The organism is Pandoraea sp. NE5 (assembly GCF_024363545.1).
Classification (GTDB): Bacteria; Pseudomonadota; Gammaproteobacteria; order Burkholderiales; family Burkholderiaceae; genus Pandoraea; species Pandoraea cepalis.
This window is the reverse complement of the sequence record NZ_AP025517.1, coordinates 4,616,487-4,630,975: the sequence shown is the minus strand read 5'-3', so window position 1 is coordinate 4,630,975 and position 14,489 is coordinate 4,616,487. Positions and strand designations below refer to the sequence as shown.

The following is a 14,489-nucleotide window of genomic DNA, read 5'->3' as shown; positions in this document are numbered from 1 at the left end:
CATATAACAGTCATCGTGACAGCCCGCGCAGCGGCGGGGTGGCGCAATGAAAAAGCCGCGACACGCGGGTCGCGGCTTTCTCTCATGACGCGCAGGGGGCGAAATCAGCCGCCGCGGCGCATCAGGTCGAAGAACTCGGCGTTGTTCTTCGTCTGCTTGATCTTGCCAAGCAGGAATTCCATGGCTTCAGCCTCATCCATATCGTAGATGAGCTTGCGCAGCACCCAGATCTTTTGCAGGATTTCCGGCTTGATGAGCAACTCTTCGCGACGCGTGCCCGACTTGTTCAGGTTGATGGCCGGGTAGACGCGCTTTTCCGCGAGACGACGCTCAAGGTGCACTTCCATGTTGCCCGTGCCCTTGAATTCTTCGTAGATCACGTCGTCCATGCGGCTGCCGGTCTCGATCAGTGCGGTGGCGATAATCGTGAGCGAGCCGCCTTCTTCGACGTTACGTGCGGCGCCGAAGAAACGCTTCGGGCGCTGCAGCGCGTTGGCATCCACACCGCCGGTGAGCACCTTGCCCGAGGCCGGGATCACGGTGTTGTAAGCGCGGGCCAGACGCGTGATCGAGTCGAGCAGAATGATCACGTCCTGTTTCATTTCGATCAGGCGTTTGGCCTTCTCGATCACCATTTCGGCGACCTGCACGTGACGCGTGGCCGGTTCGTCGAATGTCGAAGCGACCACTTCGCCTTTCACCGAACGCTGCATTTCCGTCACTTCTTCCGGGCGCTCATCGATGAGCAGCACGAAAAGCTTGGCTTCCGGATGGTTGGTGGCAATCGCGTGAGCGATGTGCTGCAGCATCACGGTCTTGCCCGACTTCGGCGAGGCCACGAGCAGACCGCGCTGGCCCTTGCCGATCGGCGCAATCATGTCGATGATGCGGCCCGTCACGTTCTCTTCACCGCGAATGTCGCGCTCGAGCAGCAGCGGCTTGTTCGGGTGCAGCGGCGTGAGGTTCTCGAACATGATCTTATGTTTCGAGGCCTCGGGCGGATGGTCGTTGACCTTGTCGACCTTCACCAGCGCGAAGTAGCGCTCGCCGTCCTTCGGCGTACGCACTTCCCCTTCGATCGTGTCGCCGGTATGCAGGTTGAAGCGGCGGATCTGCGACGGGCTGATATAGATATCGTCCGTGCTGGCCAGATACGACGTCTCGGGCGAGCGCAGGAAACCGAAGCCATCCGGCAGCACCTCGAGCGTACCGTCGCCGTAGATGGTTTCGCCGGTCTTTGCGCGCTTCTTCAGAATGGCGAACATCAGCTCCTGCTTGCGAAGGCGGTTTGCGTTCTCGATATCGAGACCGTTCGCCATTTCAAGCAGTTCGGAGACGTGCTGGGACTTTAGTTCGGATAAATGCATACGGAGGTGCCGTCCGACGGACGACAAGTGAAGGATCAGGGAAAAGTGAGCGAACGCTCGAAGAACTTTGAGATGCTTGTTGCCGGATTATATAGCAAGCAGCGCCGCGCGCAAGCACCGCACCGCTTGTCCGGCGCCGGGCTGTCGCACTGCGGCGACAAAGGCCCCGGCACCTGCCGTCATTGGCTGGGGATTACAGATGCTGGTCGAGGAAGGCGGTCAGTTGACCCTTCGCAAGGGCGCCGACCTTCTGGCCCGCGACGGCGCCGTTCTTGAACAGGATCAGGGTGGGGATGCCGCGGATGCCGAACTTGGCCGGCGTGGCCTGATTGTCGTCCACGTTCATCTTGGCGATTTGCACCTTGTCGCCGTATTCCTTGGCCACGTCTTCCAGGATCGGGGCGATCATCTTGCACGGACCGCACCATTCCGCCCAGAAGTCGAGAAGCACCGGCTTGTCGGAATTCAAAACGTCCGCGTCGAAGCTGGCGTCGGAAATGTGCTTGATTTGTTCGCTCATGAGTATTGTTGCCTCGTCTGACTATTCGGAAACGTCCGGTGAAAACAGCGCGCTTTCGCCGACGCCGGAGATGTCACCCGGCTTTCCCGGGCGTGCATTCTCCATATGGAGGCTGCAATCGCGTGCTTCAATAGCGTTCGCCAATGCAGTTTGTGCTCATCTTAGCGGAAATCGCAAACGCTTGCGCGTCGTGCCTGAGCGCGCCGCGAGGTTGCCGTTGGGAGCGCCCGCGCCCCACAATCTCGCGCGTCGGGCTTCTGTTGGCACGCCGACTCTGGTAGAATCTGTTCCTGACGGGCCTCCTCGCATGGTGGCGCGGCCAATCTGGTCAGGTCGGGAACGAAGCAGCCACAACCGTTTTCTGCCAGTGCCGAGGGTCAGGCTCGTCACCTACCTCCTTGTTTTATCGATGTTCTCCGCGCATTTCGCGCACATTCCGCCTCCGCTTTCACATGCCGCGTGTCGTTGCGATCGGTCGTTTCCATGGTGAATGGACATGGTGCCGCCGTGGTTCGTCGATGCCCGCTGACGGTCACCGTCCGCGTCCCGTCGGTGCTATTTCAACGCGTATCGCGTGCGCCGGGGCCGCTTGGTAGAATCGCGCAACATTTTTTTCTATCGCACCGATAGCCTGACGGATTTCCCGGGCTGACAACGCCCGATTGGGCGTTGACATCGGTGCGGACGCTCAACGCCGAACTGTTACAATTTGGCATGACCTATCAAGTACTCGCGCGCAAATGGCGCCCCAAAGGCTTCTCGACCCTGGTGGGCCAGGAGCATGTCGTGCGTGCGTTGACGCACGCGCTCGAGCAACAGCGTTTGCATCACGCCTACTTGTTTACCGGCACGCGTGGCGTGGGCAAGACGACGCTCTCGCGCATTCTGGCCAAGGCGCTCAATTGTGAGACGGGCATCACGGCCGAGCCGTGTGGCGTGTGCAAGGCCTGCCGGGCCATCGACGAAGGGCGCTTCGTCGACTACGTGGAAATGGACGCGGCATCGAATCGCGGCGTCGACGAAATGACGTCGCTGCTGGAAAAAGCCGTCTACGCGCCAGCGGATGCGCGCTTCAAGGTCTATATGATCGACGAAGTGCACATGCTGACGGGGCACGCGTTCAATGCGATGCTCAAGACGCTGGAAGAACCGCCCGCGCACGTCAAATTCATCCTGGCGACGACCGATCCGCAGAAGATTCCGGTCACTGTGCTCTCGCGCTGCCTGCAATTCAATCTCAAGCAGATGCCGGCCGGGCACATCGTGTCGCACCTCACGACCATCCTCGGCGAGGAAGGCATCGAGAACGAGACGCAGGCGTTGCGTCTGCTCGCCAAGGCGGCGGGCGGCAGCATGCGCGACGCCCTGTCGCTCACCGATCAGGCCATCGCCTATGCCGCGGGTCCGCTGACCGAGACGGCCGTACGCGGCATGCTCGGGGCCATCGACCAGAGCGTGCTCGTGCGTCTGCTCGACGCCCTCAACGACGAATCGCGCACCGACCTGCTGGCCGTTGCCGACGAAATGGCCGAGCGCAGTTTCTCGTTTGCGGCGGGATTGCAGGATCTCGGCAGCTTGCTGCACAAGATTGCTCTGGCGCAATACGCCCCCCAGGCCGTGTCGGACGAATGGCCGGAAGCGGCGGACGTGAGACGTCTGGCGCAGGCGTTGTCGCCTGAAGCCGTCCAACTGTATTACCAGATCGCCACGCGTGCGCGTGGCGATCTGGGACTTGCGCCGGACGAATACACCGGTTTTTCGATGGCGCTGCTGCGAATGGCGGCGTTCACGCCGTTGCTCGCGGGCGGCACGCTGGCGGAACCGCCAACGCCGCAGACGGCGGGTGTCGCGCGGGCTGTGACCCCAGCGGCCGCGCCGTCGCGGACCCCGATGGCGGAAACGGGGCGTGCGTCCCCATCGTCTGCAGCATCGGCTTCATCGGCTTCGCCCGCGTCAGCCGCTTCCGTGGCATCGTCGGCGGTCTCGCCGCCTGCCGCGCCGGCCGCCCAACCCGAGGCACGCCATGCCCCGTCGGCGCGAAGCAGTGCGCCGGCCGATGGCGCCCCGATGTCGCCCGCCCGCGCGGCCCTTGCCGCCCTCAATGCTGGACGCAAGGGCACGGCAGGACGCGCTGCCGGCGGCGCAGGCGCCCATCGCGGCAGCGCGTCGCGCGCCTCCGACGAGGCGCCAGCCGGTGCCGACCCGGAGCCCGAGCCTGCAGGGGCTGCCGGTGCGGTAACGGCAGCGCCTGCGACGACGCCGCGTGCTTGCGTCTATCGTGAAGCCGACGGTGTCGCACCGGTCTTTACCGGCGAATGGCCGGCATTGGCCGCCGGTCTCCCGGCACGCGGTCTTGCCCAACAACTGGCATTTCAAAGCGAGTTGACCGAGGTCGCCGGTCGCGCGTTGCATTTGCGCGTGCCGCTGCGGCAGTTGGCCGATGCGGCCACCACCGACAAGCTGCGTCAGACGCTGTCTGAGCACTTCGGCGCCGAGGTGCAATTGCATGTCGAGCTGGGGCAGGTGGGGACGACAGCGGCTTCGCTCGCCGCGCAAGCGGCGGCGGCGCGCCAGAGCGCGGCGGAACGGGCGATCGCGGACGATCCGCTCGTGCGCGAACTGATCGACGAATTCGACGCCCAGATTCTGCCGGGCAGCGTTCGCCCGTTACAATAAGGCCGTTCGCTGTCGCAATTCGGTGCCGGGTTTTCGAAGAAAATCCTCAAACGCGCGTTACACACGACGACACACGACGACACACCGCGATGCTCGGCGCGTACAGCATTGGACGCGCGGCATCTGACCCACCTCATACGATTTATTCAGGAGTCACCATGCTGAAGGGAAACATTGCAGGTCTGATGAAGCAGGCCCAGCAAATGCAGGAAAACATGAAGAAGGCGCAGGAGCAGCTTGCCCTGATCGAAGTCGAGGGTCAGTCGGGGGCGGGGCTGGTCAAGGTCGTGATGACGTGCAAGAACGACGTGCGTCGCGTGACCATCGACCCGAGCCTGCTGGCGGACGACAAGGACATGCTCGAAGACCTCGTGGCGGCGGCGTTCAACGACGCGGTGCGCAAGGCTGAAGCGACGGCGCAGGAGAAGATGGGCGGCCTGACCGCCGGTCTGCCGCTGCCGCCGGGCTTCAAGATGCCGTTCTGAGCGGTCCTCCGCCAGTTTAAAGAGACACACGACGCATGTCCCAGCTCTCGAGCCTGCAGGAACTCGCCGATGCCCTGCGCGCGTTGCCGGGGGTCGGCCCGAAGTCCGCGCAACGCATCGCTTACCATCTGCTGCAACGCGACCGCAAAGGCGCGGTGCGGCTGGGCGAGGCGCTGGTGCATGCCGCCGAGCAGATTCGCCATTGCGCGCGCTGCAATACATTTACCGAAGTCGAGATTTGCGAGACGTGTCTCGATCCCGAGCGCGACACGAGCCTGCTGTGCGTGGTGGAAACGCCTGCCGACCAGAACATGCTGGAGCAGACGCTGACCTTCAAGGGGCTGTATTTCGTGCTCATGGGGCATCTCTCGCCGCTCGACGGCGTGGGTCCCGGCGAGATTCACTTCGAGCAACTGATTCGCCGCGCCACGGACGGCGTGGTCAAGGAAGTGGTGCTCGCCACCAACTTCACCAACGAAGGCGAGGCCACCGCCCACTATCTCGGACAGATGCTCAAGGCGCGCGGTTTGCGCGTGAGTCGGCTGGCGCGGGGGGTACCCGTCGGTGGCGAACTCGAGTATGTGGACGCCGGTACGATCGCGCGTGCCGTGCTCGACAGGCATACGCTCTGAGCATGACGCGCGCGTGTCGCGCTCCAACGCTGCGCGTAGGTACTGCTCCTCTCATCCAATCGGATTAGCTGTTATTCGGTATTTCTGCACCCATCCCGGTCTTCTAGACTGAACCTGCCGACTTGATGACCCACCAGCACGGGGAATTCAAAAAGTTCACGAGCGGCGCGGGGCCGTATTCCCGTCGCGTAGATCCGGTCGATGACCCAATAACTGCGCACGGGCACTGCTTAGGCAGGGAGTTAAGGTATGGCTAACGATACCGGGCGCACCCTGATTTACGCCTCCCGAAAGCACAACGACGGTCTGTTGTCTTTCCTGGGAGAGCAAGGCTGGCAAGTCTTGCCGGCCAAGAGCGCCAGCGACGTCAGTCGCATTCTGAATCCGGGGACGACCAGCGCAGCACTCATCGATCTGGCGAGCGGCTATAGCGACCGCGAGATGGGCGCATTCGAGTCCTGCATGCAACCCGCCACGGTCGGCTGGGTTGCCGCGACGAATCCCGAACAACTCACGACGAAAGCGATTCGCCGGCTGATCCGCGACTATTGCTTCGATTACGTCAACGTTCCCTGTACGAACGACCAACTCGCCCATTCGATCGGACATGCCTGGGGCATGGCATCGCTCTCGGAGGTGCCGTTCGTCACGCCGCAAGTCGGCGGCGATCAGGAGATGGTCGGCACGTGCGAGGCGATGCAGCAACTCTTCCGCACGATCCGCAAAGTGGCCAATACCGAAGCCCCGGTGTTTATCTCGGGCGAGTCGGGCACGGGCAAGGAACTGAGTGCCGTGGCGATTCACGAGCGCTCGTCGCGTGCCAAGGGGCCGTTCGTCGCGATCAATTGCGGGGCAATTCCGCCGCACTTGATGCAATCCGAACTCTTCGGCTACGAACGCGGCGCCTTCACCGGCGCCAATGCGCGCAAGATCGGCCGCGTCGAGGCCGCCAATGGCGGCACGCTGCTGCTCGACGAAATCGGCGACCTGCCGATCGAAAGCCAGGCGAGCCTGTTGCGCTTCCTGCAGCAGGGCGCCATCGAGCGTCTCGGCGGACATGAAGTGATTCCGGTCAACGTGCGCATCATTTCGGCGACGCACGTCGATTTGGAGGAAGCCGTCAAAGAAGGGCGGTTCCGCATGGATCTGTTCCATCGCCTTTGCGTACTGCGGGTGGACGAACCGCCGCTGCGTGCGCGCGGGCAGGACATCGAGATCCTCGCGCACCATATTCTGCAACGCTTCAAGGGCGACAATCATCGCAAAATCCGCGGCTTCACCCAGTGCGCGGTACAGGCGATGTATGAATATCACTGGCCGGGCAACGTTCGCGAGCTGATCAACCGCGTGCGCCGCGCCATTGTCATGGCCGACGGCCGCATGATTTCGGCCAAGGATCTCGACTTGACGCCGTGGGTGCCGACCCTCGTGCGAACGCTCGAGGAAATTCGCGCGGAGGCCGAACGAACGGCCATCGAGCAGGCATTGCTGCGCCACTGTCATCGGCTCACGGACGTGGCGGCAGAGCTGGGCATTTCGCGCATTACCCTGTACCGCCTCATGTGCCGGTATGGAATGCGTGGTGACGAATCGGGCGTGCCGGCCTGATGTCTTCTGGCGAAGAGAGGGCGGCCGTCCTGTGATGAGCAGGGCGGTCGTTTCTTTTTGGGCTCCTGAATATCGTCGAGTTGAGCCCGCAAGTCTGACCGCTTTACGCCGTGTTTTCACCGCTGTCCTCGCAATCCGCGACTTCTGCCATCGCCAATAACGACGGGCGAATCCGGCGAACCTTCCCGCAGTCCTCTCGAACGTCTTCCATACGCATTGCGTTGTCTCGCCTTTCCAGAGAACGCGTCCCGCGGCGTCGTACGTGTGCGTCTGCGGTGCGTCGTCACCTGCGCTTTCCCGACCTCGCGAAGTCCTGCCTGCGGTCGGGGGGAACGCGCTTTGCCGCCGCCGAAAATGGGCGTGGCCGGTGGCCGCGCAGACCGATCAAAGATGAAACATCCACGGCACCGTACGGCGTCGCGCCTCGCGCGGGCATCTGTGACGACGCTGTGTCGTTACGTCGCAGGCGGATAAAACTGCCGCAATTCTGTCACCGGAAGCCCTTGTCAACCGGGGCTCCAAGGCAAGCGTCGCTGGCGACGCCGATATCGTTCGCAGTTCGGAATGTTTGTGGAATGCGTCGGTGATGTGGCACCGGCGGCCCGGCATGGCCTGCGTATCAATGCTGAAACGTTTTCGCGCATTGGCCCGGGCGTTCGGCCAAGTCGAAAAATCTAACGTCAATGTTTTCAATCACTTAAGTCGGGTGGCACGGAAGTCGCTTTATTGAGCCGGGCAAGGAGGGCACAGCGATGCGAATTCTCACCACCGACATTCAGTACCGAGTACGACAAGGCGCAGGCGCGCTGGCCGCTGCCATTGCCGCGACGTTCGGTCTGTGCGCTGCACCGGCGCAAGCGCATGAATTCTCGCGCTCGCCGCTTATGCATGTGGCGATGCTGACGGGCTCAATGGTGCCGACGTCGTTTTCGACGACGCTGCCTGCGACGCGGGTCACGGATGCTGACCCTGCCATGGTGGCACCGGTCTCCGACCTGGTCCCGGTCGCGGCCCGCACGACGACGGACGAAGCACCGGCCGCTGCCGGTGGCGACGACACGAGTCCCATTGCCAGCGTCCAGGACATGGGCGTGACCGGGGTGCCCCTTGCGGCAGCCCGTATCGATGACGCACAACTCGGGAGCCAGCGCGGCCGCAATCTGCAAGGCGGCGCGATGGTCCAGTCACCTGGAATGACGCTCGCCAACGGCGTGACGTTGTGGGACGAACTGCCCGGCGCCGTGACGCCGATGCCGCGTCCGCAACAACTGTCTAGCGGCGTGAACAACGTTCAGGTGACGCGTGTGACTTACTCCACGCGGTGAATCAGATGACTCAATTCTCCCTGTTGCATGCCGGCAGTGTCCTCGCCACGATGATGGTGGCGCTGACCCCGGCGCTGCTCCCCGGCCGCGCGCACGCCGAACCGGCGACGCCCGGGGACCTGGTGATCGAACGCAACATCGGCCCGGAAGTCGCCTATCGCGGCTTGCCCCGTGAGCAGAATCCGATTGGCATCGCCGTACCGGCATTCCCGACGGGGCCGTTCAACACCGCCATGGGGGCTGTCAATCAGGTCATGGATAGTGAGTTGACGGGCCGCGCCTCGGTCGGTCTCGTCACGGGGGCCGTGCGCTCCGGCATCGACCCGGTGATGGGGGTGCTGGTGGGCAATGCCCGCGGTGGCAACGCCCTCAACACCTCGAACGGCGTGGGCGGCGGCTTCAGCGCCGGGGTCGGCGGTGGCGGTGGTATCGGCAGCATCGGTACGCTCGTACCGTCAGTGATCAACTCGGCACTGGCACCGCTCACGAGCATTGGTGCGGCAGGAGCGGCGAAATGAGCGCGCATCGCCTGTCGCATCGTGCCCATCGCGCCATCGCTCTGGCGGCAGCCACCGCCCTGAGCGCCGTCGCAGGAGTGTCGTCGGCACAAGACGTGTGGATCGTGAACGGCGAACTCGCCGGCACGCACGCCACCATCGATAACGGTGTGGCGGTGGGTGTGACCGGGGCCCTTGGTGTCAATCAAGCGGCTGGCGTGAACAACGCCCAGGCCAACAGCGCGGTCATCGCCAATGGCGGCGGAGTGAGCGTCGGCGCATCGAGCACGAATCAACAGGCGCTCGTCACCACGACGACCGGCGCGGCCAGCGCCGCAATTCAAGGCAACGCATTTTCGGGCACCTCGGGGCTGACGCAAGTCAATCAGTCGAGCGGTGCCGGCAATCTTCAACGCAACGCCACGGTCATTGTGACGGGCGATGCGGCTGGAGTGGCGAGCGTATCGGATACGGCACTATCCGCTGCGATCGCTAAGGGTGGCCCGGCTGGGCACGACAACCTCAACGATCTGTTCCGCACGGCGTCGATTTCCGGTGACGCCTTCCGCGGTGCGAACGGTGTGGTCCAAGTGAACCAGTCGGCTGGGATAGGCAATGTAACCGCAAATGTTTTTGTGCTCCGTCCCCCGGCGGGCACATCTTTTTAACTGGGTAACTCTCTCGTCAAGGAGATGGTCATGAAAACGAAAGCAATTGCAGCGGCCGCACTGCTGGTAGCAACGGGTTCCGCCATGGCGTACCCGTCTCATCACCAGCAATACAGCTTCTCGTTCATCGGCAACGAAACCAACGTTCTGAACCTGGTCGGCATTTTCGGTCTGGTCGGCATTCGCGGCTGCGTCACGGTGGACAACACCGGCAACGCTGTCGTGCAAAGCAGCCAGATGGTCGACGCGCACGGCGTGCACCTGACGGGCCCGCTGCTTGGCAGCTACGTGACGGGCGACGTGACGTACGGCGTGCATTCCAAGACCACCACGGTCTCGAACCAGGGTAGCGCATACCTGCTCGCTGGCTCGACCAGGACGTCGTTCGACAACACGACGTCGTGGGTGAATGCCGAGGCCAATGGTCACCTGAACACCAGCCAGTCCTTCCAGGCCGGTGCCGGGTATATCGCGGGTCAGTCACACTCCGGCTCGGGCAGTTTCATCGCCGGTGGCGGGTATGAGTATTCGAACATTGCGGGTGGCTTCGGCGCCATCGGTGGCGGTCACTTCTGGCTGCCGGGTGGAGGTGGGGTGTACGGCGGCTACCTCTTCGGCAACTTCGGTGCAGGCCAAGGCGCCGCATGGGGCGGCTACGCCTACCAGCAGCAATCGCAGGAAGCTGCCGGCTTCCTCGCGGCAGGCTTCCTGAACACGCAGAAGAGCTTCGACGCAGGGTTCCACGGCTTGTTCAACGAAGGTCAGGCTTCGGTCCATAGCGAATCGATTGCCGCAGGCGCACTGTGGGGTTTCTCCGACACGTACATGAAGTCGACCACGTGGGTGCATGGCGCGATCACGTATCACATCAACACGGCGCAGTACCAGACGATGGGTGCCACGCTGGGCAATGGGGCATTGGCTAACGCCAACGGCAACATCGGTGTGAACGTGGCGGCAGGTGCCGACAACGCGCAGGCCAACAACGTCGCGATCGCTTCGCTCAATGCCCAGCCGGTGTATGCCTCGGCACAGGTGTTCGCGAACCAGTCGTCGAAGGGCTCGGCCAGCATCTCGCAGTTCTATGTCACTTCCAGCGTGGGGGACAACGCCCTCGCCGGTGCGACTGGCAATGTGGGTGTGAACGTGGCAGCAGGTGTGGGTAACGTGCAGCAGAACGGCCTGGCCGCCGCGGTCTCGCAAAGCGGTTATGGCTGGTACAAGGGCGGTGCGGCCAATTCGACGGCGCAAACCGACCAGTCGGCTTCGATGCACGCTTCGGGCGACTTCATCGCCAATGCTTCGCTGGGTAACGGCGCACTGTCGTGGGCCAGCGGCAACATCGGTGTGAACGTGGCTTCGGGTATCGGCAACGTGCAGAGCAACAGCCTTGCCGTCTCGGCAATCAAGTGAAGTACCGAACCGGTCCGGGGATTCCCGGACCGGTTTTTTCATGAGGTGTGACATGAATGATGCGCGTCGTGCCGCAGTGAGGATCGCTACTGTTTGCGCTCTGGCGTGCGCAAGCGTGGCCGGGCACGCGCAGTATGCATCGGTGAACCTCGAATCTTCGACTGGTGTACCGGCGGTCAAGAAGATGCGCTCGTTCAAGTCGATGCACTACGTGAATCTGGTCCAGCAGGAATACGACTTCAGCTGTGGATCCGCAGCCTTGGCAACGCTGCTGCGATACGGCTACGGGATCGACATACCCGAGCCGGAAATGATCCAGCGAATGATGGCGTTCTCCAACCCGGAAACGGTCATCAAGAATGGCTTCTCGATGCTCGACATGAAGAAATTCGTGGAGACGCTGGGACTCGAGGGGCGAGGATTCAAAGTTGACGTGAACGCGCTTTACGACTTGCGCATCCCGGTCATCGCGCTGATCGACGTCAACGGCTATCAACACTTTGTAGTCATCAAGGCAGCGAAGGACGGACGGGTGTTCGTGTCCGATCCGGCGCTGGGCAATCGCATTATCGAGCAGGCCGATTTTGCCAAGCAATGGAATGGCTTGGTGTTGGCGGTCGTCGGCAAGCCGTTTTTGGAGGATTCACCGCTGCTCAAAGGAAACGAGTCCCTGGCAGTCAAGTTGCGCGACAGCGCCTTGGCGACCGGGACATCTCCGGCCCCGATGGTGGACTTCGGCATCATCCGGGCGGATCTGTTTTGAGACCAGACCATCATGAACCGATTTGTCCCGATGCTGGCAATCCCGCTGCTTGCAAGTGCCGTGCCGGCATTCGCATCGAGCGTGGTGCCCGAGAGCTGGACGCCTGTGAGCGATGAAGTGCTCGCGCACGCGACCGGCAAGTACGCACAACAGAACATGATCACGGGCTTTCAGCTCGTCATGCAGTCGCAATGGCAGATGCCGACCGGTGCGAGCCTGATGGCCACCGGCGTGCTGGGTGTGAATCAAAACGGCGGCGGCGTCCAGGTGCAGACCGGTGCCGCGACCGGCATTATCCCCGGTCTGGTCAACGCGACCGGGCCGCTTACGCAGTCAGTGTCGGGCGCGTCGAGCGTACTGATCAATGGCGTCGCCCAGATCACGCAGGTGGCCGGCGACGCGAACAACGCCCTGAACAAAGCCATCATTCAGTTCGGTCCCGGGGTAACGATCGCGTCGCTGGTGCCGATCGGCGGGCAGGGCGCGAACAGTTCGCAGACCACGGTGGGCAATTTGAGCGCCAGCGTGGCCATTTCGTCGGCCGGCATGCAGATCACGTTGAATACGCCGAACGGCAATCTCGGCCAGAGCGTGGGCGGCGGGGCCGGTGCGGCGATGAACCAGATCATGCAGGTCGTGCAGGTGGCGGGTAATGCCCAGCAGGTCATGAACACGATGCAACTGAATCTGCAGACGAATCCGCTTACGTCGGCCGCACTGCATCAGGCCGGCATTCAGAGCGCGTTGGCAAACATCGCCGCGATCCGCCGATGACGGTTGAGGATCGTCAACCCAAGTCGACGACGTGAAGCGCAAGTGAAGGGTAAGTCAAGAGCAAGTGAAGTGACGGCGCCGCGCTGCCATGGGTGCGCAGGGTGACGCCGGCAACCGTGTCCGGCGACGTTGTAACCCTTGGCCGGACGCCAAGATAACGAGAAGTGGGGCGTCGCCGCAGGTCGCTTGCGGTGAACAAGAAGGTGACGTCGGCAGAGCCCGGGCATTGCACGTCCACCGGAAACGGAATGGGTTTCGCACGCATCACCCCGCAGTCGAGCAGCAAGGACAACCGTTGTTGGCAATACGTGTTTGTTGGATTGCGCGCGGACGCCTGTCCGCACCTTTACCCGGGGGGGATCATGAACACTCATCGCTTTTTTCCCGTTGCCGCTATTCCGTTGGGGGTACTGCTTTTCACGCTATCGGCCCAGGCTCAGGAGCATACGAACCCATCGCCGGACGACCGTGTGCAAATGTTGATGGACATGGTCGACCGGCAGCAGCGGGAAATTTCTTCTCTCAAGCAGCGCCTCACGGATATTGAGATGGCGCAACGCGGACGCGGTCTGACCGCCTGGGATACTGCGCAGATCGCGCAGGTCTCGCCCGGTGACGGATCGGCCGCCGGTTCGGCGGGCACGCCGGGCGGCGGCGCCGCCGGCGCGGCGGGGCCCTCATCGGCCACGCCGATCGGTGAGACGCAGCAGATGCAAAAGAGCACGAGCGAATCGCAGCGCACGCCGGCCGAAGAGGCGGTTGTGCAGGCCCAGCACGCGCCGCTGTTCGACCACAAGCTGACCATCGATACGGGGATCAGCTACAGCTACTACGACCGGCGTCAACTCGTGCTGAGCGGCTTTCTCGCCCTCGATGCCATCTTTCTCGGTCAGTTGAATCTCGGCGAGACCAAGGCCAACGTCTGGACGTTCGACGTCAACACGCGCTACGGGATCAATGACCGGTTGAGTGTGGCGTTCGACGTGCCGTATCTCTACCGCAATTCGGACTTCATCTCGGGTGGGGTGGGCGGCGCGGCATCGTCGGTGAGCGACATCAGCAAGAATTCGGCGAACATCGGCGACGTGAATGCGTCCCTGTACTACCAACTCGTCAAGGAGAACGCGAACTGGCCCGATATCGTGGCCTCGTTTCGCGTGACCGCGCCGACCGGTACGTCACCGTTTGGCATCAAGCTCGGCACGCCCGATCCGACCAATAACAACCTGACGACGCCGTCGCGCCTGCCGACGGGGAACGGCATCTGGGCGTTCACGGCCGGCCTGTCGTTCCTGCGCACCTACGATCCGATCGTCTTGTTCGCGAACGTGGCGTACACCTACAACGTTGCCCGCACGTTCGATGACGTCTCTGCTGTCGAAGGCACGACGCAACCCGCGAAGGTCAAGCTCGGCGACATTATTCAGGTGGGCGCGGGCATGGCATTGGCGCTCAACGACAAGACGGCGCTGTCGATCTCGTATTCGACGGCGATCTCGCGCGCGACGAAGACGGCCAGCCCAGGCGGCGCCTACACCACGGTGGCGGGCAGCTCGACGAACGCGGCGTCGCTCAATTTCGGCATCAACTATGCGATCAACAAGCACTGGACGGTCAACGGCTATGTCAATGCGGGGATGTCGCCGGACGCGCCGAACTACGTGATCGGTTTGCGCTTCCCGTACACGTTCTGACGACGGGGGGACCGCGTAGGTGTGGAAGAAGGCAGCAGGAACGGGGTTTGCGCGTCGCCGGCACCGG

General features: G+C 62.9%; 13 protein-coding genes and 1 other RNA gene. 12 read left to right on the top strand and 2 right to left on the bottom strand.

All coding sequences use genetic code 11. From position 1 onward, the window contains the following. Positions 1-104 precede the first annotated feature (104 nt). Positions 105-1,367: a transcription termination factor Rho gene (rho, locus tag PanNE5_RS20945; RefSeq protein ID WP_026132103.1), complete on the bottom strand. Its 1,263-nt coding sequence runs from the start codon at positions 1,365-1,367 to the stop codon at positions 105-107. Between the two features lie 193 nt (positions 1,368-1,560). Further along, complete coding sequence (gene trxA / locus PanNE5_RS20940) at positions 1,561-1,887, bottom strand: thioredoxin TrxA (RefSeq protein WP_010807316.1); 327 nt, start codon at positions 1,885-1,887, stop codon at positions 1,561-1,563. Between the two features lie 292 nt (positions 1,888-2,179). Between trxA and ffs the strand changes: the two genes are divergently transcribed. The 12 genes from ffs (at position 2,180) to PanNE5_RS20880 (ending at position 14,422) form a co-directional block, all read left to right on the top strand. Next, an RNA gene (gene ffs / locus PanNE5_RS20935) (signal recognition particle sRNA small type) lies at positions 2,180-2,278 on the top strand. Between the two features lie 323 nt (positions 2,279-2,601). Next, a complete protein-coding gene (gene dnaX / locus PanNE5_RS20930) occupies positions 2,602-4,563 on the top strand; it encodes a DNA polymerase III subunit gamma/tau (RefSeq protein ID WP_261938748.1) in 1,962 nt (653 codons plus the stop codon). A 158-nt stretch (positions 4,564-4,721) separates the two neighbouring features. After that, on the top strand, positions 4,722-5,048 hold the full coding sequence (locus PanNE5_RS20925) for a YbaB/EbfC family nucleoid-associated protein (protein WP_017231405.1): 327 nt from the start codon (positions 4,722-4,724) through the stop codon (positions 5,046-5,048). 35 nt (positions 5,049-5,083) lie between these two features. Next, a complete protein-coding gene (recR, locus tag PanNE5_RS20920; protein WP_017231406.1) occupies positions 5,084-5,680 on the top strand; it encodes a recombination mediator RecR in 597 nt (198 codons plus the stop codon). A 249-nt stretch (positions 5,681-5,929) separates the two neighbouring features. Continuing rightward, complete coding sequence (locus PanNE5_RS20915; protein WP_017231407.1) at positions 5,930-7,288, top strand: sigma-54 dependent transcriptional regulator; 1,359 nt, start codon at positions 5,930-5,932, stop codon at positions 7,286-7,288. Positions 7,289-8,040: 752 nt separating this feature from the next. Further along, on the top strand, positions 8,041-8,613 hold the full coding sequence (locus PanNE5_RS20910) for a hypothetical protein (RefSeq protein ID WP_017231409.1): 573 nt from the start codon (positions 8,041-8,043) through the stop codon (positions 8,611-8,613). A 5-nt stretch (positions 8,614-8,618) separates the two neighbouring features. Beyond that, positions 8,619-9,131: a hypothetical protein gene (locus PanNE5_RS20905; RefSeq protein ID WP_026131488.1), complete on the top strand. Its 513-nt coding sequence runs from the start codon at positions 8,619-8,621 to the stop codon at positions 9,129-9,131. Positions 9,132-9,235: 104 nt separating this feature from the next. After that, on the top strand, positions 9,236-9,778 hold the full coding sequence (locus PanNE5_RS20900) for a hypothetical protein (RefSeq protein WP_232424475.1): 543 nt from the start codon (positions 9,236-9,238) through the stop codon (positions 9,776-9,778). A gap of 30 nt (positions 9,779-9,808) precedes the next feature. Next, the gene (locus PanNE5_RS20895) at positions 9,809-11,191 is read left to right on the top strand and encodes a hypothetical protein (RefSeq protein WP_017231412.1); all 1,383 of its coding nucleotides are present in this window, start codon (positions 9,809-9,811) and stop codon (positions 11,189-11,191) included. Positions 11,192-11,243: 52 nt separating this feature from the next. After that, positions 11,244-11,954, top strand: coding sequence for a C39 family peptidase (locus PanNE5_RS20890; RefSeq protein WP_051060032.1), 711 nt, complete (start codon positions 11,244-11,246; stop codon positions 11,952-11,954). A 12-nt stretch (positions 11,955-11,966) separates the two neighbouring features. Beyond that, entirely contained in the window at positions 11,967-12,728 is a 762-nt protein-coding gene (locus tag PanNE5_RS20885) for a hypothetical protein (RefSeq protein WP_261938747.1), read from the top strand. A gap of 362 nt (positions 12,729-13,090) precedes the next feature. Further along, positions 13,091-14,422, top strand: a complete 1,332-nt coding sequence (locus tag PanNE5_RS20880; protein WP_261938746.1) for a hypothetical protein — start codon at positions 13,091-13,093, stop codon at positions 14,420-14,422. Positions 14,423-14,489 lie beyond the last annotated feature (67 nt).

Bases quoted from the DNA above. Each gene is read 5' to 3' on its own strand.
- PanNE5_RS20910 (WP_017231409.1), top strand. From the start codon at position 8,041: ATGCGAATTCTCACCACCGACATTCAGTACCGAGTACGACAAGGCGCA.
- PanNE5_RS20880 (WP_261938746.1), top strand. From the start codon at position 13,091: ATGAACACTCATCGCTTTTTTCCCGTTGCCGCTATTCCGTTGGGGGTA.
- PanNE5_RS20925 (WP_017231405.1), top strand. From the start codon at position 4,722: ATGCTGAAGGGAAACATTGCAGGTCTGATGAAGCAGGCCCAGCAAATG.
- PanNE5_RS20905 (WP_026131488.1), top strand. From the start codon at position 8,619: ATGACTCAATTCTCCCTGTTGCATGCCGGCAGTGTCCTCGCCACGATG.
- dnaX (WP_261938748.1), top strand. From the start codon at position 2,602: ATGACCTATCAAGTACTCGCGCGCAAATGGCGCCCCAAAGGCTTCTCG.
- recR (WP_017231406.1), top strand. From the start codon at position 5,084: ATGTCCCAGCTCTCGAGCCTGCAGGAACTCGCCGATGCCCTGCGCGCG.
- PanNE5_RS20915 (WP_017231407.1), top strand. From the start codon at position 5,930: ATGGCTAACGATACCGGGCGCACCCTGATTTACGCCTCCCGAAAGCAC.
- PanNE5_RS20885 (WP_261938747.1), top strand. From the start codon at position 11,967: ATGAACCGATTTGTCCCGATGCTGGCAATCCCGCTGCTTGCAAGTGCC.
- PanNE5_RS20895 (WP_017231412.1), top strand. From the start codon at position 9,809: ATGAAAACGAAAGCAATTGCAGCGGCCGCACTGCTGGTAGCAACGGGT.
- PanNE5_RS20890 (WP_051060032.1), top strand. From the start codon at position 11,244: ATGAATGATGCGCGTCGTGCCGCAGTGAGGATCGCTACTGTTTGCGCT.
- trxA (WP_010807316.1), bottom strand. From the start codon at position 1,887: ATGAGCGAACAAATCAAGCACATTTCCGACGCCAGCTTCGACGCGGAC.
- rho (WP_026132103.1), bottom strand. From the start codon at position 1,367: ATGCATTTATCCGAACTAAAGTCCCAGCACGTCTCCGAACTGCTTGAA.